This window comes from Cohaesibacter marisflavi (assembly GCF_963665895.2).
Lineage (GTDB): Bacteria > Pseudomonadota > Alphaproteobacteria > Rhizobiales > Cohaesibacteraceae > Cohaesibacter > Cohaesibacter marisflavi.
Genome location: NZ_OY762534.1, coordinates 1,060,113 through 1,086,469, shown reverse-complemented (window position 1 = coordinate 1,086,469; position 26,357 = coordinate 1,060,113). Strand labels below are relative to the sequence as shown.

Genomic DNA, 26,357 nt, shown 5'->3' with positions numbered 1-26,357 from the left:
GCAGAATGGTTCAATTTTTTTTCTTCCTTGTTTGTTAGACCATTTCTGTCTTGTGCTTGAAGAGCGGTGAGTCTAGGACTTTCTTCATGACAGACAAAATCGCCATATACCCGGGATCCTTCGATCCGATCACCTTGGGGCACCTCGATATCGTTGAGCGCGCGTGCCATATCGTGGACAAGCTCGTGCTCGCCATTGGTGTGCATCACGGCAAGAAACCATTCTTCTCCAAGGATGAACGCTTTGCCCTGATCAACCAAGTGGTTGCGCCCATCGCGCGGGATACGAACACCGTGCTTGAAGTGGTGGCTTTTGATGACCTTGTCATCGACGTTGCCAAACGCGTTGACGCCACCATTCTGATCCGCGGCCTACGCGACGGCACAGACTTCGATTACGAAATGCAAATGACGGGTATGAATGAAACACTGGCGCCAGAAATTCATACGATCTATTTGCCTTCGAGCGGAGCAGTCCGCCACATTGCCGCCAGCCTTGTAAGGCAGGTAGCAACCTTGGGCGGAGACATATCTCCGTTTGTGCCTGATGCAGTTCAGGCCGCATTCCAACAGAAGCTCACTAGCTGACAGGAAATTTCATGGCTCTCATTCATCGCACATTGGCATGCATCGCTCTCGTTATGGCGCTTGCGCTGACTGCTCCCCTGACCGCACAGGCTCAGGACAAGGAGAACACGCTCTATCTGGACACCAAATATGGCCGGGTGGTCATCAAGCTGCTTCCCGATATTGCCCCAAACCATGTCAAACGCATCAAAACCCTGACAAGAGAAGGCTTTTATGATGGCCTCAAATTCCATCGGGTCATTGATGGCTTTATGGCCCAAACGGGCGACCCTCTCGGGACAGGCGCTGGCGGATCTGATCTTCCTGATCTGAAAGCCGAGTTCAGCAACCACGCCTTCAAGCGCGGCACCATTGGCATGGCCCGCACCAACAACCCCAATAGCGCCAACAGCCAGTTTTTTATCACTTTCGGTAATGCGCCATGGCTCAATCGCCAATATACCGTGTGGGGTGAGGTCACCTCCGGCATGGAATATATTGACCAGATCAACAAGGGCGAACCGCCGCGCAATCCTGACGTCATCGTTAAGATGCAGGTCGCTGCAGATGCAGCCGAATAACTCCATTAAAACACACTTCAACAGGATGAAGCCACCTGTGGCTTGAATTCAAGGACCCTTTCGAACCAATAAGGAAGAGACAATTGGCAGAGATTAAAGATCCCGAAAACACACTCGTTATGGAAACCACAAAAGGCAAGGTTGTCATCGCGCTGCGCCCGGACCTGGCACCGGCCCATTGCGAACGCCTCAAAGAGTTGGCTCGCGAAGGCTTTTACGATGGAATCGTCTTCCACCGCGTGATCGACGGCTTCATGGCGCAGGTTGGCTGCCCGCATGGCACCGGCACCGGCGGTTCCGACAAACCGAACCTGAAAGCAGAATTCTCCGCAACCAAGCATCTTCGCGGCTCTTGCTCCATGGCCCGCGCTATGGACCCGAACTCTGCCAACAGCCAGTTCTTCATCTGCTTTGATACCGCTCCTTGGCTCGACAACCAGTATACCTACTGGGGTGACGTTATCGAGGGCATGGAAAATATCGACAAGATCAAGCGCGGCGAACCAGTTCAGGATCCCGACAGCATTGTTTCCATGAAAGTCGCAGCAGACCTCTAAGGTCTGACGCACATTAAAGATTGAAGAGCCCGGACCACCATGAGCTATGACACCCGTTTTCCCAAAATGCGCGTCGCCCGCTCATGTCGCAATTTCGAAGCCATCAAACGCTTCTATTGCGATGGTCTGGGCTTTTCCCTTCTCGGCTCCTTTAAAGGGCACAATGGCTTTGATGGACTGATCATCGGCCACCCGAATGCACCCTATCATCTTGAATTCACCAAAGAGCAGGGGATAACCGCCCCTAAAGCCCCTGATGAAGAAGGCCTGCTCGTCTTCTATCTGCCAGACAAGACAGAATGGCAGAAACGGGTTGATATGATGCGCAATGCGGGATATGAACCCGTTCAATCCAACAATACCTATTGGGATGTCGACGGGATCACCTTTGAAGATCCCGATGGATATCGTGTTGTCCTGCAAAACCGCGCTTGGTCGAACTGAATGACCGGGCGCCCTATAAACGCCCATTTGAGAATCGCCTGAACCATGCGCGTCGACTCCTTCGACTTTGATCTCCCCCAAGACTCTATCGCCTTGCGCCCCCACAATCCGCGCGATGAAGCAAAGCTGCTTCTAGTGCCACCAACCGGCGCTTTCGAAGACCATAGCGTGCTCAACCTTCCCGATTTTCTTGAGCCGGGCGATGCGCTTGTTTTCAATGACACAAAGGTTATTCCTGCCGAGCTTTCCGGCACGCGGGTACGGGGCGAAATCCGCGCAGGCATCCATTTCAATCTGCACAAGCGCGAAGATCTTTCCACCTGGCGCGCCTTTGCTCGACCAGCCAAGAAAGTCCAGCTGGGTGATCGCATTGACTTCAGCGATAGGTTCTCGGCAGAAATTTCAGAAAAAGGCGATGCGGGCGAGGTGTGTCTGCGGTTCAACTGCGACGGACCGGCCCTTGATCGGGCCATCGCATCCGTGGGACATATCCCGTTGCCCCCCTATATTGCCTCAAAACGCGCAGAAGACGAAAAAGACAAGACCGATTACCAGACGATCTACGCAGACAAGGATGGCGCTGTAGCTGCCCCCACGGCCGGTTTGCATTTTACTGACCGTCTGTTTTCCATGCTTGATGAAAAGAAGATCGAGCGCCATTTCGTGACACTGCATGTTGGCGCAGGCACCTTCCTGCCGGTTAAGGCAGAAGACACCAACGATCACAAGATGCATGCCGAGTGGGGCGAAATCAGCGCCGCGCTTGCCGAGAAGCTCAACGCAGTCCACGCCCGCGGCAACCGTATCATTGCTGTCGGCACCACATCCCTGCGGCTTCTGGAGAGCGCGGCAGGGGACGACGGCGTCATTCGGCCTTTCTGCGGAGATACGGATATCTTCATCACGCCCGGCTATCACTTCCGCGCCATTGATGGCTTGATGACCAACTTCCATTTGCCAAAATCAACCCTGTTCATGCTCGTTTCCGCCATTATGGGGCGCGATCGCATGCAGGCGGCCTATGCCCACGCCATTGCCAATGGCTATCGCTTCTATTCCTACGGAGATTCTTCGCTTCTGCTGCCTGAAAGACAAGAAGGCGCGGCGCAAGGAGAAGAGACCAAATGACAGATCAGATGCAACCGAGTGAAACCACGCCACCTCTTGGCGCCGACCGCATGAACAAAGGCCAGCCTGTGCCCAATCCGGCTCCAACCGAATTTGGCTTCAAGCTTTTGGCAACGGATGGCAAGGCACGGCGCGGTGAAGTCTTCATGCCGCGCGGCACCATTCGCACGCCAGCCTTCATGCCGGTAGGCACCGCCGCAACGGTCAAATTCATGTATCCGGGACAAGTGCGCGACCTTGGGGCCGATGTCATATTGGGCAACACCTATCATCTGATGCTGCGCCCCGGTGCGGAGCGTGTGGATGCCCTTGGGGGCTTGCATAAATTTGCCAACTGGCCTTACCCGATTCTGACGGATTCGGGTGGGTTTCAGGTCATGTCTCTGGCGCAGTTGCGCAAGATGAGCGAAGAGGGGGTTGAGTTCAAATCCCACATTGATGGCGCCAAATTCATGATGACGCCGGAACGCTCCATCGAAATCCAGTGCCTGCTCGGATCTGACATTCAGATGCAGCTGGATGAATGCACGCGTCTGCCAGCCAAGGAAATTGAAATTGAAAAGGCCATGCAGCTTTCCCTGCGTTGGGCGGAGCGGTGCAAGACTCAATTTGGCGACCGTCCCGGTCAGGCCATGTTTGGCATTGTTCAGGGGGGAGACATCCCGCGTCTGCGTGAAGAATCAGCTTTGGCTCTCAAGGCAATGGATCTCAAAGGCTATTCCATCGGCGGATTGGCTGTGGGTGAGCCTCAGGCCGTCATGCTGGACATTCTCGATGTCACATGTCCTATTCTGCCAGAGAACAAACCACGCTATCTGATGGGCGTCGGAACACCCGATGACCTGATGGAAGCGGTCAGCCGCGGTGTAGACATGTTTGACTGTGTCATGCCAACACGGGCAGGACGCCATGGCTTGGCCTTTACGCGCTTTGGCAAGGTCAACCTCAAGAATGCCCGTCACAAGGATGATCCGCGCCCACTGGACCCTGAGAGCGATTGTCCAGCCGCGCGTGACTATTCCCGAGCCTATCTCTATCACCTCGTCAAATCCAACGAGGCCCTCGGCGCCATGCTGCTTTCCTGGAACAATCTTGCTTACTATCAGAGCCTGATGCATGGCATGCGTGATGCGATCGAGGCGGGCCGGTTTGAAGACCATAAGGCCGAAGTCAAGGAAGGCTGGGCTCGGGGCGATATGCCAGCCCTCTAGAGCGCTTGTGTGTCCCATTTAACAACAAGGCCATAGTCTCTTCCAGAGGCTGTGGCCTTTTCTTTAGGCCAAATCTGAGAACGCAGCCAGAGATGACATAAATCGTCTATGCATAAAACGCAGGTCAAAGTGAAAGAAGAGAGTGGTACGCCATCAAGGGTTCGAACCTTGGACCGTCCGATTAAGAGTCGGATGCTCTACCAGCTGAGCTAATGGCGCTTAACCAACAACAAAACGAGAAGTCTTGTTTATCAATTTGATGACAGTCTTTTACCAGAGCAGGAGAAAAAATCAATATACGCGTTAATACGCTTTTGGGTGTTCTGCACCGTTTTGTTAAATTTTTTCATCCAAGCGGAACACGTCGATGCAAAGCGGCCTGCATCACAAGCCAGACCAGATGTCTTCTTTGCAATATCAATGATTTGGGGGGAGAGGGGAATGGTATGCCCGGAAGGATTCGAACCTTCGACCGTCCGATTAAAAGTCGGATGCTCTACCAACTGAGCTACGGGCACATATTCCATAAGTGATGGTAAAACCATCGCATTGCCTTTGTGTTAAAGGCCGGACCCTTGTAGCAGAATTTTCCACTCAGTCGAGCGATGAATTCCGCTAAATATGGTTTTCTACAACAAATTTGTCTGGAAAACCAAACCAAACCTAAAAACCAAAACGACTGAATTCCTCAATTAAGAGAATCCCATAAGCGCTTCAAATTTCGAGGAAAATGGTATGCCCGGAAGGATTCGAACCTTCGACCGTCCGATTAAAAGTCGGATGCTCTACCAACTGAGCTACGGGCACTTAACGTTGGTGAGCGCTGTTGTAACGCATTTTGCGCCCCAGTCAACACCCTCGCCAAATTCATTTTACTTTTCGTGGAAAACCCTCATTAAGGTCATAAATTCGTGATTTCAAACCTGAATAGAGAAGCGATCAAGGCGTGTTTGGATGCACGCTTCAATCTCTGGGTTTCTGACCTCCTGGAATCGACCTGAACGGCATCGTGCCCCCTTATCCGATCTCCGAGTGCAAAGGTGGATAAATAGGGATATGGACATCATATTTAAAAGCAGCATGCTACAGCTGAAATGGATGACGAGTGCAAGGCATATCGCGACAGCGTGATTGGACAAAGCAATCTCCACCCCCTAAGCAGAAAACCGCGCTTTTTTTTAAACATGAATTCGAAAATTTGGTATTTCGCAATTGAAGGAGCTAGGAAATGAATTTTGATGTATCGATCACCGGCGCGATTCTCGCTGGCTTCATCTCCTTCATTTCCCCTTGCGTTCTGCCGTTGGTGCCGCCTTATCTTTGCTATATTGCTGGCGTGAGCATGGATGAGTTCACCGGCAACGAGAACAAACAGCGTGCAGCAACGCGCATTTTCATTTCCGCTCTGGCCTTCGTTCTGGGCTTTACCACCATCTTCGTGCTTCTGGGTGCAGGGGCCTCGGTGATAGGGCAATATCTCAAGCTCTATTCGGGTTTCTTTTCCTATGTTGCTGGCGCCATCATCATCATCATGGGACTGCACTTTCTGGGCGTTTTCAGAATTGCCTTCCTTTACCGTGAAGCGCGCGTAAACGTTCAAAAAAAGCCGGCAGGGATCATTGGCGCCTATTTGATTGGATTGGCTTTTGCCTTTGGCTGGACCCCCTGCATCGGCCCCGTCCTCGCAACGATTCTGGCAATCGCGGGAACCGAGGAAAATGTTCAACGCGGCATGATGCTCCTGACCGCCTACAGCCTTGGTCTGGGCGTGCCGTTCCTACTCGCAGCGCTCTTTGCCGGGCAGTTCATGAGCACCATGCAACGCTTTCGCAAGCATATGGGAACCGTTGAAAAGGTCATGGGGGCTTTGCTGGTCCTGACTGGCATTCTTTTCATCACTGGTCAGGTGCAGAATGCAGCCTTCTGGCTTCAGGAAATGCTGCCAGCTCTCAACTCCATCGGCTAAAGGAAAGGGGCTGGAAGCAGCTCCCAACCCCTTTTAAAGACCAAGCCAGCTTGAAGGGCGCTTACTCCTGAGCAACAGCCTCTACCGCTCTATGTCTGCGCAGAAGGCTGAGTGGAAAGGTTGCCAGCACAACGCCACTCATCACCAAAATAAAGCCGACAAGATGGAAAATTCTGAAGTCTTCGCCAAGGAACATCACGGCCATAAAAATACCGAAGGGCGGCATCAAATACATCACAAGGCCTGCCGTTGCCGGACCAAGCACCCGGATCATATATTGATAGGCCAGTAGCGCCCCGATAGAGGCCGAAAAGACCAATCCAGCCACGCTCAACCATTGATTCATACCGGTGGGCAGCGTGTCATAATTGGCTAATTCCCAGATCATGAACGGGATCTGGATAACAGCGCCCACCAGCCCAACAATCGTGAACATGCCAATCGTGGAAAGCGATTGAAACAGCTTTTTCTTCGAGAGCACCGTGTAGACAGCCCAAGAAGTTGCCGCCGCCACAAACAGCAGATCGCCGCTTGAAAATTCAATCGCCAATAGCGTTTCAAGGTGACCTTTACACACAATCAGCAACACACCGGTAAAACCCAGAATAATCCCTATGGCTTCGCGTAGCGAGATCTTGCGTCCCCTGAAGATCCATTCCAGCAGGATGATAATGATCGGACAGGAGGAATAGATCAGCGTGCCATTGGTGGCCGAGGTGTGTTTGAGCGCCATATAAACGCCCGAACCGCTAAATCCCATCCCCATGAAAGCCGTCAGCAGAATAAGTTTCCACTCAGACAGGAGCGCCTTGCGGTTGGCATAAAGTGATGACCACGCAAAGGGCAAAACGAGCGCTGACGCAATCCCCCAGCGCAGGAAGGTGAGCGTAAAGGGTTCAATCGTATGAACGGCAGCAGCACCGACAACAATATTCGAGGCGAGCAGAAACGGGCAGACCGCCATCAGCAGATAGGCAAAGAACTTGGGAGACAAGAGACAATTCCGAAAAACTGGAAGAAGGAGGGTATTCTGGGGCCGATAATAATTGCTTTAAAGAGCGGAAACAATCTCTATCTGTCGACAGACACCATACAAAAGAGCAGGCCTACTGATAACAAAACCGCATTCTAGTTCAAAGCAAGGCTTTGTCCACGATAGGCGGAAACCGAACAATCATAATTGGCATAGTTCAATTGCGCACAAACCGACGCAGCCTGTGCTGCGTTGGGAATAGGCCCAAGAACGAGGTGAAGAGCCAACCGCCCATCGTCAAGCTCTGTAACCCGACTAAGCGGACGCAAATCACCAACCAGATTCTTCTGCGCACCAGAAACCTCTTGCCATGCTGCTCGGATATCACTGATGGAAACAAAAGCTCCTAGATCAATCCCAAATGACGTTTGACTACTTAACCTTACGTCTGTTGGAGCAGAAACAACCTGACTGACAGGCTGAAACGCACCGTCTGAAGCCACGTGCTCTGTGGGTTTGTCTTTGGGCAGCATCTGTGCGTCATGAGGCGCAGACCTTTCAAAATCCATCGTCAAAGGCTGCTCGGTCACCTTGATGTTCGGTTGATCATTCACCTTGAAGGGGTCAAACGAACCGCTATTGGCTTCCAAAGCGCCGGTTGCTCCGATGGATCCCGTTGATTGGGTATCAATAGGCTGAGAGATCTGACCATTGGCCAGAATAAAGGGGTTGCGGCTATCATCCCGTCGTGGAAGGTCCACGACGCGTACTGAGCCACTCTGCCCAACAGGGCCATCAAGCTCCAGTTTGGCCAAACGCTGTTTCAGACGATCATTTTCATCACGCAACCGTTTCATTGTTACATGAAACGCACCGACTTCCTGCTTGATCTTGTGCAATTCAGCGATTAAGTCCTGCAACTGCTGCGCATTGATCTCAGTTCGTTTCGAAAACGGATTGAAGGTCTGATTCTGTTGGTCGACGAGAGCCGTTTCCGACTCACCAAGTGCCTTTTCAAGGTTGGCGGACGGCATTTGATCGATAGACCCGGTAACTAGACGTGCATCGGCGCTGTCCAATGTTGCCACAACATTGGGGTCTCGGGCGGAATCACCGGTGTCATCCACCATCGTCAAGGCAACCAAACCTGTTAGCACTGCCGCAAACGCCCAACCGGCCATCATGGTCACATCGAAGATGGCTTTGCCTGGCCGCGCCATACAAATGCCTCCTTACACGCGCGAATCTTATGTTTCACGCATTTTTAAGGAAAGTCTTTTTTTGCTGTAACCGCAAGGCCCGTTCGTATATCTGTTTCAATTGTTCCTTAGGAAAATACTATAAACGGTCCTTTACTCTGCAAAGACAGGTCTCAGGAGGCTAAAGATGACACATCGCACATGCCAGGCAATCATTCTGGCAGCCGGACACGGCACCCGCATGAAATCAAAAACACCCAAGGTCCTTCACAAGATCGCCGGGCTGTCTATGGTTGGTCATGTGGCCCACGCCGCTCATCAGGCCGATGTCGATCAGGTCGCCCTCATCGTCGGACCGGATATGGATCCTGTTTTGCAGGCTGCCCGCAAGATGCATCCATCTGTCGTAGCTTGCGAGCAGACAGAACGTCTGGGCACCGCCCATGCGGTTCTGGCCGCACGCGAAGCTCTGGAAGAGGCAAAGGACGATGTCATCGTGCTCTTTGGCGATACCCCGCTCTTGCGCGCAGAAACGATCAGCGCCATGCGCGAAAAGCTGGCGGAAGGCTTTGACGTTGTCGTTCTGGGCTTCCGGACAGAGACTCCGGACCCTTACGGGCGCTTGCTCGAATCAGATGGCAATCTGGTCGCCATTCGCGAAGCCAAGGACTGCACCCCCGAGGAATTCCAGATCAATTTCTGCAACGGTGGAATCATGGGCTTCTCCGGGGCTCATTTACTCGAGCTTCTGGACAAGATAGAGAACAACAATTCGCAGGGCGAATATTATCTCACCGATGCGGTGGAACTGGCCAACGCACAAGGGCTCAAAGTGACAGCAATCGAGGCCCCGGAATCCGAACTGCAGGGGGTCAACAGCCGCGCCCATCTGGCCAAGGTTGAAGCGACATTCCAACAAAGAGCCCGTCAGGAAGCCATGGATAATGGTGTTACACTGACCGCGCCAGAAACTGTTTTCTTTGCCTATGATACGAAATTGGGCCAAGACATCACCATTGAGCCAAACGTCTTTTTCGCTCCCGGCGTAACCGTGGCGGACAATGTCACCATTTTAGCCAACTGCTATTTCGAAGATGCAGAAATCGGCGAGGGCTGCGCCATTGGCCCCTATGCGCGTCTACGTCCGGGCACAGTTCTGGAAGCAAAAGCGAAGGTGGGCAACTTCGTGGAGATCAAGAAATCTCTTGTAGAAGAGGGCGCAAAGGTCAACCACCTGACCTATATCGGCGACGCACGCATCGGCTCCAAGGCGAATATCGGCGCAGGCACCATCACTTGCAACTATGATGGCTTCAACAAGTTCAAGACAGATATCGGCAAAGGCGCCTTCATCGGTTCCAACACATCTTTGGTGGCTCCGGCAACCATTGGAGACGGTGCAATCATTGGCGCAGGCAGCGTCATCACCGATCCTGTTAACGCTGATGATCTGGCATTCACACGCGCAAGACCCATCGTCAAGGCAGGCTGGGCCGCACAGTTTCGTTACAAAAAATCAAAAGATTCCAAATAATTAAGTGTGAACAAAGGGGCGCTTTGCGTCCCTTTTTCCGTTTTCGTTAGAAACTGCAATCGGATTTGATTTCAAGAATCTCACAACAGTGCGTTAGTGATTATTCAAATCAAATTATCCGTAGTCAGTTGGAAAGAGATTGCCATGTGTGGAATTGTCGGAATTCTTGGTAAGGAAGCGGTAGCGCCACAATTGGTGGATGCCCTCAAGAGGCTTGAATATCGCGGCTATGATTCCGCCGGTGTCGCCACGATCAACCAGAACAAACTCGACAGACGCCGCGCTGCTGGCAAACTGCGCAATCTGGAACAGTTGCTGACTGAAAACCCATTGCCGGGCACCATCGGCATCGGCCACACCCGTTGGGCAACCCACGGCATTCCAAACGAGATCAATGCGCATCCCCATCAGGCTGGCAACGTGGCTGCGGTGCATAACGGCATTATCGAGAATTTTCGCGAGTTGCGCGAAGAGTTGACAGCCAAGGGGCATAAATTCGAGACAGAAACCGACACCGAAACTGTCGTGCATCTTATTCATGACGAAATGCAGGCAGGCAAGCGCCCCATAGAAGCCGTCTCCGCCGTTCTGGGTCGTCTGGAAGGCGCGTTTTCTCTCGCGATCATCTTTGGCGGCGAAGAGGACCTGATGATCGGTGCCCGCCGAGGCTCTCCATTGGCCGTTGGCCATGGGGATGGCGAGATGTATCTGGGCTCTGATTCCTTCGCCCTTGCGCCGTTCACCGATGAGGTGACCTATCTGGAAGAAGGCGACTGGGTTGTCCTGACCAGAAGGACGGCCACTTTCTATAATGAAGACAACATGCATGTCGAACGGCAGGCCACCACGGCACTTGCGTCTGCGAACATCGTGGACAAGGGCAACTATAAGCATTTCATGGAAAAGGAAATCCATGAACAGCCAGAAGTGATTCAGCATACGCTGGCCCATTATGTGGATTTTGCCAACGGAACAGTTCGCTTCAAGGGCAAACTGCCGTTTGATTTTGCTAGCCTTAACCGCATCTCGCTTAGCGCTTGCGGCACGGCTTACTATGCAGGCGTGGTCGCCAAATACTGGTTTGAGAAGCTTGCCCGCATTCCGGTCGACATGGATGTCGCCTCCGAATTTCGCTACCGCGAAATGCCAATGCAGGAGAATGGGCTGGCGCTCTTTATCTCCCAGTCTGGCGAAACCGCCGATACGCTGGCTTCCTTGCGCTATTGCAAACAGGAAGGCCAGCATATTGCCTCCATCGTCAATGTGCCCGAAAGCACCATAGCGCGCGAAAGCGATGTCATTTTCCCAACCCTTGCCGGAGCAGAAATCGGCGTCGCGTCCACCAAGGCTTTCACCTGTCAGCTCTCGGTTCTGCTCGCCCTTGCCATCATGGCAGGCCGTGCGCGTGGAACCATTTCGGCAGGAGAAGAGCAAGCCTATGTCAAAGCGTTGAGCGAGTTGCCCAAATTCATCCGTCAGGCATTGAAGGCAGACAACACCATCGCCGATCTGGCCCATGAGCTTTCCAAGGTCAAGCATGTGCTTTATCTGGGCCGTGGAACCAACTTCCCGCTGGCCATGGAAGGCGCGTTGAAACTGAAGGAAATCTCCTACATTCACGCCGAAGGCTATGCGGCAGGGGAACTCAAGCACGGCCCGATCGCGCTGATTGACGAAACCATGCCGGTCGTCGTCATCGCTCCCGATGACAGCTATTACGACAAGACCGTTTCCAACATGCAGGAAGTCGCCGCCCGCGATGGCCGGATCATTCTCATCACCGATGAGTCGGGCGCCAAGAAGAATGCGCTGGAAGACAGCACCACAATCGTCATGCCCACCGTCCCAGACGTCATCGCACCGATTGTCTTCGCTCTGCCTGTGCAGATGCTGGCTTACTACACTGCCAATTTCATGGGTACTGACGTGGACCAGCCACGCAACCTTGCAAAATCCGTAACTGTGGAATAAGCCATCTGCACCATTCACACAAACAGGCCCGCTTGCCTTTGGCTGGCGGGCAGTCAAGTGTACCCCCATGCCCCTTATCCTGCGGACCATAACGCTTGAAGACCTGCCACTATACCGCGCCCTGATAGCCCCCAAGCAGGCGTTTCATCGTCTCAATGGCCCTTATCTGGGCATGCCGACAGAAGCAGATCAGAACAAGAAAATCATGGAATTCGGTTTCGAGCTGACCAAGCCGAACCCGTCTTTCAATTTTCAACTGGTTTGTGATGAAGAAAATGGCCGTATTCTGGGTGAGGTTTCCTACTACTGGAAAGACCAGAGAACCAACTGGCTGGAAGTGGGCATTGTCCTCTTCAATCAATCACATTGGGGCAGGGGCATTGGTTCTAAGGCCTTGCCCATGTGGATAGACAAGCAATTGGCTGAGCGGCCTGCGCTTGTGCGGATCGGCCTCACAACATGGTCCGGCAACGCTGGCATGATGGCTCTTGCAGAAAAAATCGGTCTGAAGCAGGAGGCCTGCTACCGCAAGGCTCGAATACTCGACGGCAAATATTTTGACTCTCTGGGTTACGGTATCCTGCGCGAAGAATGGGACGCGCTGAGAGAAAAGCACCAGGAAACGCCTTCAGCCTCAGCCATTCAGGGCTGAGCACCCACCGCTCGGCTCAGTCGTCCGGGCCATCCGGCCGCGTGCCGACATAAAGCGCGGAACCGGCAAAAAACAGGATCACCGGGATCAAAAGCCAGACACCGGGCTGAACCGCAGTAACAAACATGGCAAAGCCCAGCGCCATGCCGCCAAAGGCAAAATATTTAGCCTTGCGCGGTATCGCCTTATGATCGCGCCATGCCAGAACCGGTGGCCCAAACACTCTGTGCTGCAAGAGCCAGGCTTCAAGCCGTGGTGACGATCTGGCAAAACAGAAGGTGGCCAGAATGAAAAAGATGGTCGAGGGCAGCAGAGGCAAAAAAGCGCCCACAATGCCGATGCCCGTCAAGACAAGACCCGCAAGCAAATAGAGCGGCTGTTGAAACCTTTTCATGCTTGTGCCCTTTTGGCCTTTAGCAACAAAAAACGGGGAAAATTCTGAACATTACATACAAGATATTGCGTTAAATGCCATTCTACAACTGGTCTCGCTCATTTTTCGAGCAGGAAACCGCTTTCTTAATCTTTTAAGTCGAAGCAGGGCGCATTATCTTAGTATAGATTGAGTGCGTAAATTGATTGACAGCTTGCCATCTCACATCATGATCAGGCCCGAGGTTGAATCTGACTCTTTCTGCGCCCCAAAGGAACATGGAAAGAGACAATTGACGCATCAGGTGCCAATCTCATACGGAAACAACACAGATGACATCGAAGAATAATGAAGAAAAAAAAGGCCCTCTGGATCGCGGCAGGCTCACCTTTGGCGCCCGCGTGCGAAACTATTTTCTGACCGGCCTTGTCATCGCTGCCCCAATCGGGATCACGCTTTACATCACATGGGCCTTCATCGGCTGGGTCGATTCCACCGTAAAGCCCTATATTCCGCATATCTACAACCCGGATAACTATCTGCCATTTTCCGTGCCCGGGGTAGGGCTTGTCTTTTCCTTCCTCATCCTGACGATACTGGGTTTTCTGACGGCGAACTTTGTCGGACGTTCGTTGTTGACCTTCGGTGAGGTGTTCGTCGGGCGGATGCCGCTCGTACGCAACCTTTACAATGCCCTCAAGCAGATTTTCGAAACGGCGCTGTCGCAAAAGGGCAAGACATTCACCAAGGCTGTGGTTATCGAATATCCTCGCCGCGACCTTTGGGCTCTTGCTTTCGTTGCCACTGAAACGACCGGTGAAGTAGCCCACCGCATTGAGGAGAAAGAAAAGCCGGGTGATGCCCATCAGGGATATATCTCGGTATTCCTGCCAACCACCCCGAACCCGACATCCGGTTTCCTGCTGTTTGTGCCACGCCGTGACATCATCATGCTCGACATGAGCGTTGAGGATGCCGCCAAGCTCGTGGTGTCAGCTGGTTTGGTCTCTCCTGAATTCATCGCAAAGCATGCCGTTGAAGAAGACCACGAAAAGGCCCGAAAACTGATCGACATAGAGGTGGATGACGAAGAAAAGGCCCCAGCGTCAAAGGATCAACTTTCTTCACTCAAGAAAGTAAAATCCAAAGAGTCAGAACCTGCCGAATAAGGGCTCACCTTCGCTCTTCCCATCTTGGACGCCCCGATTGGCGGGCGTCCTTGTTGGCTATCCAGCCTTCAAAAGCCGGATGGCTTCATCTCTTCCGAATAGATACAGAAGATCACGCAAGGCATCCCCGCGCTTGCCAGTCAGCCCCGGATCCATCTCGATAATGAGACGTGCTTCCTTGCGCGCCATTTCCATCAGATCCTTATGCACCTCAGGGTCGGTGACCCGAAACCCCGGCATGCCAGATTGCTTGGTCCCCAGCACATCGCCTTCGCCCCGCAGGCGTAAATCGGCCTCTGCAATGCGGAACCCGTCCTCGGTTTCGCGCATCATGTTGAGCCGCTCCTTGGCGATGTTGCCCAAAGGACCCTGAAACAGCAAAATGCAGGAAGAGGCCTTGTCGCCGCGCCCGACACGCCCGCGCAACTGATGCAACTGAGCCAAGCCAAAGCGCTCGGCATGTTCAATCACCATGATGGTGGCTTCAGGCACATCCACGCCCACTTCAATCACCGTGGTCGCAACAAGGATTTGTGCGTCACCATCCTTGAAATGCTCCATCGCCGCCTTTTTCTCATCAGCTGACATACGGCCATGGATAAGCTCAACCTTATCACCAAACACCTTCTTGAGGCTCTCGTACCTGTCTTCTGCGGCTGTGACTTCAAGCACTTCGGATTCTTCAACCAGCGGGCAGACCCAATAGCATTTGGCACCTTTTTCAAGCGCAGTGTTGAGCCGACCGACCAACTCTCCAAGCCTATCAAGCGACATGGTGCGGGTTTCAATGGGCTTGCGACCGGCGGGTTTTTCGGTCAACAGCGATACATCCATGTCGCCATAATGGGTGAGCACCAAGGTGCGCGGAATTGGCGTTGCCGTCATCACCAGAAGATCGGTCGCCACCCCTTTGTCAGACAGCGTCAAACGCTGATGTACGCCAAACCGATGCTGCTCATCAACGATGGCCAATCCCAGATCGGCAAACACCACAGACGGCTGGAAGAGGGCATGGGTTCCGATGAGAAAGTCAATATCCCCCTGTTCCAGCGCCTTGAGCGTTTGTCGCTTCACTCCGGCGCTGTCCTTGCCCGTCATCACGGCCACGCGAATACCGACGGCCTCGCAAAGCGCTTTGACGGACTGATAATGCTGCCGTGCCAAAAGGTCCGTCGGAGCCATCATGGCCACCTGTGCACCGGACTCGATGACATCCGCTGCCGCCATCAGGGCGACCATCGTCTTGCCGCTACCCACATCGCCCTGAACCAGACGCAGCATCCGCTCAGGCAGGGCCAGATCTTCCTCAATCTCGGCGATGGCCTGTTGCTGGCTCCCCGTGAGCGTAAAGGGCAGGGCCTCTGTAAGCTCGGCTTTGAGTTTGCCCTCCCAAAGACGCGCCAGCCCCTTGGCTTTCTTCACATTGCTACGCACCAGCGACAGCGCAAGCTGACTGGCCAGACATTCATCATAAGCCAACCGACGTCTGGCGATAGATGTCAGATCAAGATCCGCCAACCCCAGAGGATTATGAATGCGGTCCAGTGCTTCATGGAAGGCTGGCCAGCCTTCACGTTCAAGCAATGCCTTTTCCTGCCACTCCGGCAAAGGCTCAAGATCTTCAAGGCTAGCCTCAACGGTCTTGTGTACCATCTTGCCAGACAGACCGGCGGTCAAAGGATAGACCGGCTCAATCAGCGGCATGGTAGCGAAATCATCCTCGGACACCACATGGTCCGGGTGCGTTATCTGCGGCACCCCGTTAAAGCGCTCCAGCTTGCCCGAAACATATCGCACAGAACCAACGGGCATTTGCCGCTCTAAATAGCCGCCATTGGCATGGAAATAGGTGATCGTGATTTCGTCGGTCTCGTCATGGGCCAGAATCCGATAGGGCACCCGCTTGTTATGCCGTGGTGGCGGCAGATGCTTGTCAATCGTCAGGCACAGCGTCACGATCACGCCATCTGGCGCCTCGGCGAGCGCAGGCTGCAAACTGCGATCAATAACAGCGACGGGCATATGCAACAGCAGATCGATCCGCCGCGCTTCCAAAAGCACATCGCCTCGCAACAGCCGCGCAAAGGACTGGCTGATTTTCGGGCCAACACCCTTCAGTGTCGTCAGAGACGCAAAATAGTGATTGAGACGGTTCGGGCGCATTGCAGTAAGTATGATTCTGTAAACGGGAACGGGCTAACATCAAGCATGGCCAACTCAAAGGGCCGCGTCAATACATGTTCTCCTTTTGTTTTGTGATAGACGAACGATCTATAGCTGACAAGGCGCCTTCTAGTCGCTATACAGAGGCAAAGAATGACAACGCCCTAAAGGAGCAAACAACTATGTCCCATGGCACCACCCGCAGCAGTGAAGGTATGGATGTACGGCACAAAAAGATTTTGATGCGTGCCTGGCACCGTGGCGTCAAGGAAATGGACCTGATGCTGGGCCGCTTCGTCGACAATGAACTGGACAATCTGACCGATGATGAGTTGGACCAGTTGGAAATGCTCATGGACCAACATGACAGAGACCTGATGCAGTGGTTCACCAATGAGCTGCCCGTGCCCGAAGCTTTCGACTGCCCGATGTTCCATAGAATCAAGCACTATCACAAAAATTTCGAGTCCGGGCTTCTATAAGCCGCCTGCCACCCTACATTCAAAAGACCCAAGAGACAGAAAGGCTCTATTCGTGCTATAGAGCCTTTTCCCGTCTTGTAGCACCAACCTCCTTGCTGTTTCTCCGCCATGTCCACAATTGCCAAATCCCTAGCCTCTTCCATGATGCTCCACGTCAGCCATGTGCCTGATGGACTGGAGGGATTGGCCGTTGCCGAAGTGGCTGAAGCCCACCTGAAGGCAGACAAGAGCAAGAAAATCGCCGCCGTCTATATTGCGCGCGATGACCGACGCATGGCCTCCATGGAGCAGGCGCTCAAATTCTTTTCGCCCAAGCTCACCTGCCTGTCTTTTCCGGCATGGGATTGCGTGCCCTATGACAGGGTGTCGCCCAATGCCGAAATTTCAGCCCGTCGCATGACCGCGCTGTCGCGGCTTGCCTACAATATCTTTGATGCCCCCGTCATCCTGCTGACCTCCGTCAATGCCATGCTCCAGCGCGTGCCGAGCAAAGAGTCGGTCAAAAAGCAGAGCTGGTCTGCCAAGCCGGGCAATTCGGTCGACATGGACGACCTCATAGTATGGCTGGAGACAAACGGCTTTCTGCGCACTCCGACTGTGCGCGAACATGGCGAATATGCTGTAAGAGGCGGTATTGTCGATCTTTTCGTGCCCGGAGCAGAGGAGCCGGTCAGACTGGACTTCTTTGGCGATACGCTGGAAAGCATCCGCAAGTTCGATCAACATACCCAGCGCACAGTCGGCCAACTGCGCGGTATTGATCTTGTCTCAGCGTCAGAAGTGGTTCTCACCGAAGACGCCATTTCCAATTTCCGGCGGCGCTATACATCCAATTTCGGCGCAACCACACGCGACGATCTGCTCTATCAAGCCATTTCAAACGGCCATCGCTATCAAGGCATCGAGCATTGGTTGCCCTATTTCAATGAAGATCTGCAAACGCTGTTCGATTTTACCGATGATGCGCCGGTGATCCTCGATCCACTCAGCGATGATGCCATCACCGAGCGGCTGGATGTTATTCAGGATCATTATGCCGCCCGCCGCGAAACCCTTGATAGCGGGTTAGATCAGGGCGTGCCCTATAAGCCGGTTGAGCCTCATCTGCTCTATCTGGATCGCGAAGGCTGGTCGGGCATTCTTGGCTCCCAGAAGCGCGTAAGGCTTTCCCCCTTTGATGTGCCCGAAACCGGCGTTGAAACAGTCGTCAATATGGGCGGCAAGCAGGGACGCACCTTTGCTGCCGAGCGCAGCGCAGAGAATGTCAACGTGTTCGACGCGGTCATCGAGCATATCAAGACCGTCAAGGAGAATAAAAAACGCGTCACCATCGCCTGCTGGACCCCGGGTTCAGCCGAGCGCATGCATCAGGTGCTGACAGACCATGAGATGCGGGGCCTTGTTCCCTTCGAGACATGGCAAGCGCGACAGGTCATCAAACCCAATCAGGTCGGCCTGACGGTCCTTGAGCTAGAAAGCGGTTTTGAAACCGACAAGGATGTGGTGATTGGCGAACAGGACATTCTGGGCGACCGCCTTGTCCGGTCCAAGCGCCGCCGCAAGAAAAGCTCTGACGTTCTGACCGAAGCTGCCAGCCTGACCGAAGGCGACATCGTTGTTCACATCGAGCATGGTATTGGGCGTTTTATGGGCCTTCAGACCGTCGATGCAGCGGGCGCACCGCATGATTGTCTGGAAATCCACTATGCTGGCGGCGACAAGCTCTTCCTGCCGGTCGAGAATATCGAACTGCTCTCGCGATACGGCTCCGAAGACACCGAAGCGCAGCTGGACAAGCTGGGCGGCGTTGCCTGGCAGGCACGTAAATCCAAGATGAAAGAACGGATCCGCATGATGGCGGATCAGTTGATCAAGGTCGCTGCCGAACGTGAATTGCGCAAGGCCGAACGCATCACGCCGCCGGAAGGGCTGTATGACGAATTTGTCGCTCGCTTCCCGTTTGACGAGACCGAAGACCAGTTCAATGCCATCGAGCAGGTCTTCGACGATATGGGCTCCGGCCGTCCGATGGATCGCCTCATTTGCGGTGACGTGGGCTTTGGCAAAACCGAGGTCGCACTGCGCGCGGCCTTTATCGCGGCGATGAACGGCCGTCAGGTCGCGGTGGTCGTGCCGACCACCTTGCTTGCGCGTCAGCATTACAAGAATTTCGTGGATCGCTTCGCCGGTTTCCCGCTGGTCATCGAACAGGCCTCCCGCCTGGTCACCACCAAAAAGCTCAATGAGACGAAAAGAGGCCTCAAGGACGGTTCTGTCGATATCGTCGTTGGCACCCATGCGTTGCTTGGCAAATCCGTCGATTTCCGAGATCTCGGGCTGCTGATCATTGACGAGGAACAGCATTTTGGCGTCAAACACAAGGAGCGCCTGAAAGAACTGCGCGCGGATGTGCACGTATTGACCCTGTCCGCGACACCGATCCCGAGGACCCTGCAATTGGCGCTTACGGGCGTCCGCGAATTGTCGTTGATCGCAACGCCGCCGGTAGACCGGCTTGCCGTACGCACCTTTATCTCACCCTTTGACAAGCTCACCATCCGTGAAGCCCTGTTGCGTGAGCGCTATCGCGGCGGCCAGAGTTTCTATGTCTGTCCGCGCGTGTCCGACATTGCTCAAGTCCACACCTTCCTTGAAGAGCAGGTGCCTGAAGTCAAGGTTGCTGTTGCCCATGGACAGATGCCCGCCGGTCAACTCGATGACATTATGACAGCCTTCTATGACGGCAAGTTCGATGTGTTGCTCTCTACCACCATCGTGGAATCGGGCATTGACGTTCCAACGGCCAACACCCTGATCGTGCATCGTGCCGATATGTTCGGTCTTTCCCAGCTTTACCAGCTGCGTGGGCGGGTAGGGCGTTCCAAAACCCGTGCCTATGCGCTCTTTACTGTTCCCGCTAAAAAGACCCTCACGCCAACCGCAGAGCGACGCCTCAAGGTTCTGCAAAGCCTCGATACCTTGGGCGCAGGCTTCCAGCTTGCCAGCCACGATCTCGATATACGCGGTGCAGGCAACCTGTTGGGCGAAGAACAATCCGGCCATGTCAAGGAAGTCGGCTACGAGCTATATCAGCAGATGCTGGAAGAAGCCGTGGCATCCCTGCGTTCCGGTGATTTGACCATCATGGAAGACAAATGGTCACCGCAGATTTCCATTGGCACTCCGGTTCTCATTCCGGACAGTTATGTGCATGATCTACAACTCCGGCTCAATCTCTATCGCCGTCTGGCCGATCTGGTGGAAGCTGACGAGATTGATGAATTCGGTTCCGAGCTGACAGACCGGTTCGGCCCTCAGCCCGAAGAGGTCAAACATCTGCTCAAGATCGTCTATATCAAAGGGCTCTGCCGCAAGGCCAATGTCGAGAAGATCGATGCAGGCCCCAAAGGCGCCGTGCTTGCTTTCCGCAACAACGAGTTCGCAAACCCTGCGGGGCTGGTTCAATATATTACCGAGCAGGGAAGCCTTGCCAAACTCCGGCCTGATCAGAAGATCTTTTTGGCCCGCAGCTGGAACTCTGCCAGCGACCGCCTCAAGGGCACGGCCGTGATCATGACGCAACTGGCCAAGCTGGCACAATCTGTCACATAAGTTTCAAAATACAAAAATACAATCAAAAGTATCTTTTTAAATATTTCAATTTTATAGGGTACTTCAGATGTTTTCAAAAAATATTCGAGTTATTTTCATTAGTACGTTATTTCTTTTCGTAATTTCGCCCCCCATATTTGCACAAACTATCAGTTGCCCTAAATTGCAAGAAATGAGTGACAGAGTTGGAGATGAAATCGTGCAGCTTCTTGCCGAGTACCCAGGGACTCATATCGCACTTGCAACATGCATGTACGGCGCTGAAGAAGTATACAAAAGTGAACATGACGCAGGAGCAGCGACAATTACCTTTGGTGGCTGTGCATTTTTAGCGTGTTATCTTGCAGGTACTGACAATTGCATGTCAGTTGGGAAAAGGTGGCTTAATTTGACTATTCAAAAGGTTAGAATTGACCAAATAGGCAACAGATCTCATTGCACATAGTATATTTTAATTGCATCAAAATATTCAAAATCGCACAACAGGATTTTCAAACAGATCCTTGAGGATCTTGTCGACATCGAAATCCGGGCTGCGCGTATCGCAATAGTGCAAAGAGAAGTCCAGCGTGACATAGACCGCCCGCGTCGAACTATGCTCCACAAACGGGCTGAGCTGAACAATCGAGCGAATGCGCTGCAACGCCATGCGGGCTTCAAACAGATCCGTATCCGGAAAAAAGGCAACCACTGAGCCATTATCAAGACGGGCCAGCATGTCTTCGGCCCGCATCAGGGAGGCAATAAGCCGACTGACCTTGGCCAGCAGAGCAGGGGGCAGACTCTCGCCGCCTCTTTTTTCATGCACTAAATCGAACGTGATATCAAAACCAACGAAAGTCACCGAAGCTCCGGCGTCTTCCTCCCGCAACACATCCAGATGAGATTTGAGAAACTCCTCTGAATAGAGCCGTGTCACTTCATCGGTCGGCATCAGCAATCGAGCTTCAGAGAAGATCTTGCGCAATTGGCGCCGATAGCGCTCTTCCCGCACGAGAATATCTATACGGTTCTCAAAGAAGCGTTCGGAGAAGGGGAAAGAGACAATATCCGTAGCCCCGGCCGCAAGACCTGCCAATCCATCCTGAACAGCCCGCTTGTGGCAGACCAGAATAATCGGGAATGAGAAATAGTTGGGATTGCGCCGAAGTTCGGAGATAAATTCGACGAGATGCTCATTATAGTCGCAAAGCTCCACGACGAGCGCATCAAATGGCTTCATTTCCAGATAATGCAAAGCCATGGAAGGCGTGAGGGCAGCCACCGTTTCCACCGTCTCGGGCAATGCCAGCTGAACCGGCAGGAAAGCCGCTCCAGCCCCAAGATAAAGCAGGCTTTGCTTATCGAGATCCTTAGGCGGCGGCACCACAGGCAAGCCCACGCCAAACCGCTTGAAAGTCAGCGACCGTCTCTCGGCCTCCCGGCGCATGGTTGCCAGGCGCATAAGAGATGTCAGACGATTGGCGATCAGATCCTGCGTCAACGGCGGTTTGAGCACATCAGCGAAGGGTTTCATCTGTTCTTCGGTGAGACTGATGGATGTATCGGCGATGGCCACCATCGGCACCCGCGCATCAGCAAAGCCGAACTGCTTGCGCAAGGCATCGGCTCGGGCGACCAAAGAGGGCACATCCTCGCTCTTTACGTCGAACAGATCCAGCAGCAGGATGCCGGCTTCTTGCGAGACCTTGTCCAGATCTTCATCCGAATGGACATAATGAGACCAGACCGCAAAATTGACTTGAATGAGAACATCTGCCCAAGCTGGAGTATCAAGGCCAAGATCAGAAGAAGTGAAAATGAGTGCATGCTTGGCCATTCGGCTGACTTACGCCTTCATATGAAAAGGAACAGAAAAACGCCATTCAAAAATAGCGCAAAACGGAATTATGCGACGTTGGCCACCTGACTGGCCTCGATCAGGCTTTCTCGCATGACCCTGCCATTCGTCTGGCGCGGAATAGCTTCGACAAATATGATATCGCGTGGCCATTTCATGCTGGAAACGCGTTTTTCCTTGAGATAGGCGTAAAATTCTTCCCGCGCAGTCTCCTTGTCATCCACCACGAGCGCGGCCATCAAATGGGCAGGATTGTTTTCCTCCGAAGGTACAACAAATGCCGCCGCATCGGCGACCACGATACAATCCCGATAAAGAGCATCAAGATCCGTCCCACGCTCGGTAAAGCCACCAAAGGCCAACACGTCGCCCAAATCTCCAAGCGGGCGGAACAGAGCACGCTGATCGCCATGTTCTTCGGTTACAAGATGACAGCCAATTTCGGTATGAATGAAACCGTCTTCCGTCGCACGCAGTGTCTTGCCTTCTACAGCACCGGCCAGCGGAAAGGCACAATGAGGCAGCATGGCTCCCTTGAGGCAGAGTTCACCCCCGACAATCGCGCTGTCGGTCTGTGCGCGAGATTCTTCCATGCCGTAAAGGAAGGTTTCCATCCAGACGCGCGAAGGATCATGCAGAGAATTGATTGCCCCCAAGGGCACCGATCCTACCTCACTTGGATGACGCCGGATTTGCGAGAAGAGGGCAAGATCCTTGAAGTTGGTCAGGTCGATCAGGCGAGCTGCGGTTTCATTCTCTGCAAAAACGGTTTGCTCTGCATGCACACGATTCCATACCAGCATGATGCTGATAAGCTGCTCGCGCACCTGCATCGGCAGGAGTGCGTGCGCCTCTTCCCAAAGGCCACCAGGCAACACCACATGCTGCCCGCCAAACTCGGCCAATGCATTGATATAGCGCCCGAGCGTCCGGAAATTGTGGAACTGAAGTCGAGCCCCGACATCAAGAGCCGCAACCATTCCCACAGCGAAGCCGATCAGCCCGGACAAATGGTGGCTCACAAAAGAGCAATGCTCGCTACTAAGATCCGTTTGTTCATGAACATAGCGCGCAATGGCAAGTAACTGATTGTGGCTGCGCCCAATCGGCATGGCCTGTTCGCTCCCCGCAGAGCTCCAGTGGATCGCCAAAACGCTGTTGGCGCTGATCTGGCTGCCATGCTCGAACAATCCGTCTTCGGCCACATTGTCCTCGCCATCCAGAATATCGCCAAGATCAATAAGACCTTCAGGCGCATTCTCCCCGATGCAAAAAACAAAGCGGATGGAAAACATCTCGGCGGCCACATTGCGCACGCGCACCGCCACAGCTTCTTCTTCATAATGGGAGCAGCACACAATCGCCTTGGCACCGACCTGTTCAAGCTTCTCGCGCAAATCCGCTTCGCCACTTGTGAGAGGGATTGGCGCCAGAATGATGCCCATGCGGCTCGCCACCAGTGTCAGCACAGCGGCGTCGGCACTAGGCGGAATGAGCATCGCAACCACCGTATCGGCTTTCATGCCAATGCCAGTGAGAAACTCACAGAGCGCAACCACACGCCGCCATGTGCGAATGAAAGAGAGGCATTGAGGTCTTCGACCGCTCACCGAATGCAAACCCTGATCATCTATCAGTGCCAGATCATCCGGCCGTTGCTCGGCGTGCCGCGCAAAAACCAAATCAAGGCGATCTTCCCCCCACAGACCTGATGAAGAATAGGTTTCGATTTGTTCAGGGGTTGAGAGGAGCATTCTGGACCTCTTGGTATGTTAGACACGCAAACAGTTTTAATAAATTGTAGCTGATTCCGATATCTGCCACACAGCTTTTATGAGGGCTATACTACCGTTTCTGCTTGTTTCTTGCAAAAAACAGCAGCTTTTTTCTGCTATTCCCCATCATACCAGAAGGTTGTCGGACGATATCCAGCCAACGGACGCCCCTTGGCCTCTGTTTCCGGATAGCGAATCCTCTTCCATAAACCAACCCATTGCTCGCCCTTGTGAAAGAGCGGAACACCATAAAAGCCGTTGATCAGCGTTCGGTCAAAGGCTCGAACGGCCGCCGTAAAATCGTCCTGACTGCGCGCAGAGAGAAGAGCATCAATCATCGCATCAATGGCAGGGTCATCAGCGCCGGCCTGATTAAACCACCCATCCACATCTCTCTGGGAGGAATGCCAACGGGACATTTGTTCATTCCCAGGTGAAAGGGATGCGCTCCAGGACATCTTCATCATGTCGAAATCCATGGTCTTGCGCCGCTCCCAATATTGCGCGGAATCGACGGTCCGTATTTCCATCTTAATGCCCAATCGCTCCAGCACACGCGCATAGACCAACGCAAGGCGCTCTTCCTCTTTGGAAGTAGACAGAAATTCAAAAGCAAGTGGTGCACCTGTGGCCAGATTCACCATGGCCCCATCCTTCAGCCCATAGCCTTGGGAGGCCAGCGCCTTCATGGCGTTACGCATCACTTTGCGCATCTCGCTGTTATTGGCAGCTGAAACCGGGGCGTAGCTGCCATCCAGAATATCGGGGTCCATTTCATCCAGATAAGGAGCCAGCAATTCCTTTTCCCGATCATTCATCGGCAAACCAAGCGCAGAAAGAGAGGAATTCTGGAAGTAGCTGCCTGAACGCTTGAAGAGGCCGTGATAGAGATTCTTGTTCACCCAATCGAAATCAAATAGCGTCGCCAGCGTGCGCCGAACAATGCGGTTTTGAAAAACGGGTTTGCGCGTATTGAAAACAAAGGCCGACATGCCGGTAGGTAGATTGGACTGAAAGACCTTTTTTTCGACGTCCCCCTTTTCTACGGCATTGAAATCATATTGATCGGCCCACCGTGCAGGATCGGACTCTGGCTGAAGATCAAACTTGCCTTTCTTGAAGGCCTCGAACATTGCTGTGCCGTCCCGATAATATTCGATCTGGATTTCATCGAAATTGTCTTTTCCCACCTTGATGGGCAAATCCTTGCCCCAGTAATCAGGGTTCCGTTTGAGCACAATCTTCGAGCCAGGATCCACTTCATTGATCATATAAGGACCGGAGCCGATAAACTGATACATACCGGACTTGGAGAATTTCTCCGGATCGATTGCATGTTTGGGTAACACTGGCAGCATACCGATCAGCAGGGGCAACTCTCGGTCTTCGCCATTTTCAAACACAAAACGGATTTGCCCTTCGCCCGGCTCTTCCAGCGCAGCAATACGCTTGATTCGGCTTGTGTAGGCGGGGCGACCATACTCACGCAGCAAATCGATCGTGAATTTGACATCTTCAACCGTGATGGGGGTTCCATCCGAAAAGCGTGCTTCATCACGAATTTTGAAGGTAATGGAAGAGCGATCTTCGGGCATATCGACCCATTCGGCAATCAAGCCATAAAGCGAGAAGGCCTCATCGTCACTGCGCGCCAACAATGCTTCATAGACATTATGGCCATAGTCCACATCCCAAAGGCCGCGCGGAGCGACGCCCTTAAGCAAGAACGGGTTGAGACTGTCAAAACTGCCCTGTAGCCCATATGTGATCTTGCCGCCTTTGGTTGCGTTAGGATTGACATAATCCAGATAGGCGAAATCCTTGTCATATTTGGGCTGACCATGCATGGCGATGCCGTGAACAGGCTCTGCCTTTGTCTGGCTTGCTGCAATTGGAGAAAGCATCAACGCGCAAGCGGCAAGCACCGAAAAGAGCATCTTCTTCGAAGCCATTTTCTGCATCGATAGCTGGCGAATATCTCCCAAAACCATATGAGGGGTCCTTTGTCGCAAACCGGAGAACCGGAGGAAATAAGTTGAATCAGTCTCTGCAAACAATCTAACACAGGCGGGAAAACCACCGCAGCATGATTCTGCCTCTGGAATTTTGTGCGGACAGCTTGTAGAAGAAATAGCGCATAGTCACTATTCTGCCCAATTCA

General features: G+C 53.2%; 20 protein-coding genes and 3 tRNA genes. 13 read left to right on the top strand and 10 right to left on the bottom strand.

Features of this window, described 5'->3' with window-relative positions; genetic code table 11:
• The first annotated feature begins 86 nt into the window (after positions 1-86).
• From coaD to tgt, 6 genes are all read left to right on the top strand, one after another.
• Positions 87-587: a pantetheine-phosphate adenylyltransferase gene (gene coaD, locus ACKPCT_RS06105; RefSeq protein ID WP_090073699.1), complete on the top strand. Its 501-nt coding sequence runs from the start codon at positions 87-89 to the stop codon at positions 585-587.
• Between the two features lie 53 nt (positions 588-640).
• Complete coding sequence (locus ACKPCT_RS06100) at positions 641-1,147, top strand: peptidylprolyl isomerase (RefSeq protein WP_090073815.1); 507 nt, start codon at positions 641-643, stop codon at positions 1,145-1,147.
• An 83-nt stretch (positions 1,148-1,230) separates the two neighbouring features.
• On the top strand, positions 1,231-1,704 hold the full coding sequence (locus tag ACKPCT_RS06095; RefSeq protein ID WP_319512785.1) for a peptidylprolyl isomerase: 474 nt from the start codon (positions 1,231-1,233) through the stop codon (positions 1,702-1,704).
• A 39-nt stretch (positions 1,705-1,743) separates the two neighbouring features.
• Positions 1,744-2,148: a VOC family protein gene (locus ACKPCT_RS06090; RefSeq protein WP_319568675.1), complete on the top strand. Its 405-nt coding sequence runs from the start codon at positions 1,744-1,746 to the stop codon at positions 2,146-2,148.
• Between the two features lie 45 nt (positions 2,149-2,193).
• On the top strand, positions 2,194-3,276 hold the full coding sequence (gene queA / locus ACKPCT_RS06085; RefSeq protein ID WP_319568674.1) for a tRNA preQ1(34) S-adenosylmethionine ribosyltransferase-isomerase QueA: 1,083 nt from the start codon (positions 2,194-2,196) through the stop codon (positions 3,274-3,276).
• A 50-nt stretch (positions 3,277-3,326) separates the two neighbouring features.
• On the top strand, positions 3,327-4,487 hold the full coding sequence (tgt, locus tag ACKPCT_RS06080) for a tRNA guanosine(34) transglycosylase Tgt (protein ID WP_319569391.1): 1,161 nt from the start codon (positions 3,327-3,329) through the stop codon (positions 4,485-4,487).
• Positions 4,488-4,630: 143 nt separating this feature from the next.
• Here tgt and ACKPCT_RS06075 read toward each other — a convergent pair.
• The 3 genes from ACKPCT_RS06075 to ACKPCT_RS06065 form a co-directional block, all read right to left on the bottom strand.
• Positions 4,631-4,706: transfer RNA gene (locus tag ACKPCT_RS06075), tRNA-Lys, on the bottom strand.
• Positions 4,707-4,929: 223 nt separating this feature from the next.
• Positions 4,930-5,005 (bottom strand) — tRNA-Lys (locus ACKPCT_RS06070).
• A gap of 213 nt (positions 5,006-5,218) precedes the next feature.
• A tRNA-Lys gene (locus ACKPCT_RS06065) sits at positions 5,219-5,294 on the bottom strand.
• Between the two features lie 421 nt (positions 5,295-5,715).
• On the opposite strand from ACKPCT_RS06065, the gene ACKPCT_RS06060 reads away from it, so the two are divergent.
• A complete protein-coding gene (locus ACKPCT_RS06060; RefSeq protein ID WP_090073691.1) occupies positions 5,716-6,453 on the top strand; it encodes a cytochrome c biogenesis CcdA family protein in 738 nt (245 codons plus the stop codon).
• A 61-nt stretch (positions 6,454-6,514) separates the two neighbouring features.
• Here ACKPCT_RS06060 and ACKPCT_RS06055 read toward each other — a convergent pair whose 3' ends face one another.
• Positions 6,515-7,447: a DMT family transporter gene (locus ACKPCT_RS06055; protein ID WP_090073690.1), complete on the bottom strand. Its 933-nt coding sequence runs from the start codon at positions 7,445-7,447 to the stop codon at positions 6,515-6,517.
• 134 nt (positions 7,448-7,581) lie between these two features.
• Positions 7,582-8,646, bottom strand: coding sequence for an SPOR domain-containing protein (locus ACKPCT_RS06050; protein ID WP_319568673.1), 1,065 nt, complete (start codon positions 8,644-8,646; stop codon positions 7,582-7,584).
• A gap of 166 nt (positions 8,647-8,812) precedes the next feature.
• On the opposite strand from ACKPCT_RS06050, the gene glmU reads away from it, so the two are divergent.
• The 3 genes from glmU (at position 8,813) to ACKPCT_RS06035 (ending at position 12,782) form a co-directional block, all read left to right on the top strand.
• On the top strand, positions 8,813-10,159 hold the full coding sequence (gene glmU, locus ACKPCT_RS06045) for a bifunctional UDP-N-acetylglucosamine diphosphorylase/glucosamine-1-phosphate N-acetyltransferase GlmU (RefSeq protein WP_319568672.1): 1,347 nt from the start codon (positions 8,813-8,815) through the stop codon (positions 10,157-10,159).
• A gap of 144 nt (positions 10,160-10,303) precedes the next feature.
• The gene (gene glmS / locus ACKPCT_RS06040; RefSeq protein ID WP_319568671.1) at positions 10,304-12,130 is read left to right on the top strand and encodes a glutamine--fructose-6-phosphate transaminase (isomerizing); all 1,827 of its coding nucleotides are present in this window, start codon (positions 10,304-10,306) and stop codon (positions 12,128-12,130) included.
• Between the two features lie 67 nt (positions 12,131-12,197).
• Positions 12,198-12,782: a GNAT family N-acetyltransferase gene (locus tag ACKPCT_RS06035; protein WP_090073682.1), complete on the top strand. Its 585-nt coding sequence runs from the start codon at positions 12,198-12,200 to the stop codon at positions 12,780-12,782.
• Positions 12,783-12,798: 16 nt separating this feature from the next.
• On the opposite strand, the gene ACKPCT_RS06030 is transcribed toward ACKPCT_RS06035, so the two are convergent.
• Complete coding sequence (locus ACKPCT_RS06030) at positions 12,799-13,176, bottom strand: YbaN family protein (RefSeq protein WP_090073680.1); 378 nt, start codon at positions 13,174-13,176, stop codon at positions 12,799-12,801.
• A 311-nt stretch (positions 13,177-13,487) separates the two neighbouring features.
• Here ACKPCT_RS06030 and ACKPCT_RS06025 point away from each other — a divergent pair, with 311 nt between their 5' ends.
• Positions 13,488-14,324: a DUF502 domain-containing protein gene (locus ACKPCT_RS06025; RefSeq protein WP_090073679.1), complete on the top strand. Its 837-nt coding sequence runs from the start codon at positions 13,488-13,490 to the stop codon at positions 14,322-14,324.
• A gap of 57 nt (positions 14,325-14,381) precedes the next feature.
• On the opposite strand, the gene recG is transcribed toward ACKPCT_RS06025, so the two are convergent.
• Positions 14,382-16,487 carry an ATP-dependent DNA helicase RecG gene (gene recG / locus ACKPCT_RS06020; protein ID WP_319568670.1) on the bottom strand — a complete coding sequence of 702 codons (2,106 nt, stop codon included), beginning with the start codon at positions 16,485-16,487 and terminating at the stop codon, positions 14,382-14,384.
• 182 nt (positions 16,488-16,669) lie between these two features.
• On the opposite strand from recG, the gene ACKPCT_RS06015 reads away from it, so the two are divergent.
• Both ACKPCT_RS06015 and mfd read left to right on the top strand, forming a co-directional pair.
• The gene (locus tag ACKPCT_RS06015; protein WP_090073675.1) at positions 16,670-16,969 is read left to right on the top strand and encodes an FAD assembly factor SdhE; all 300 of its coding nucleotides are present in this window, start codon (positions 16,670-16,672) and stop codon (positions 16,967-16,969) included.
• A 108-nt stretch (positions 16,970-17,077) separates the two neighbouring features.
• The gene (gene mfd, locus ACKPCT_RS06010) at positions 17,078-20,581 is read left to right on the top strand and encodes a transcription-repair coupling factor (protein WP_319568669.1); all 3,504 of its coding nucleotides are present in this window, start codon (positions 17,078-17,080) and stop codon (positions 20,579-20,581) included.
• 469 nt (positions 20,582-21,050) lie between these two features.
• Here the strand turns inward: mfd and ACKPCT_RS06005 are convergent, their stop codons facing one another.
• The 3 genes from ACKPCT_RS06005 to ACKPCT_RS05995 all read right to left on the bottom strand — a co-directional run bounded on the left by ACKPCT_RS06005 (position 21,051) and on the right by ACKPCT_RS05995 (position 26,148).
• Positions 21,051-22,400: a diguanylate cyclase domain-containing protein gene (locus ACKPCT_RS06005; protein ID WP_319568668.1), complete on the bottom strand. Its 1,350-nt coding sequence runs from the start codon at positions 22,398-22,400 to the stop codon at positions 21,051-21,053.
• A gap of 68 nt (positions 22,401-22,468) precedes the next feature.
• Positions 22,469-24,175, bottom strand: coding sequence for an AMP-binding protein (locus ACKPCT_RS06000; protein ID WP_319568667.1), 1,707 nt, complete (start codon positions 24,173-24,175; stop codon positions 22,469-22,471).
• 137 nt (positions 24,176-24,312) lie between these two features.
• Positions 24,313-26,148, bottom strand: a complete 1,836-nt coding sequence (locus ACKPCT_RS05995) for an extracellular solute-binding protein (RefSeq protein WP_319568666.1) — start codon at positions 26,146-26,148, stop codon at positions 24,313-24,315.
• Positions 26,149-26,357 lie beyond the last annotated feature (209 nt).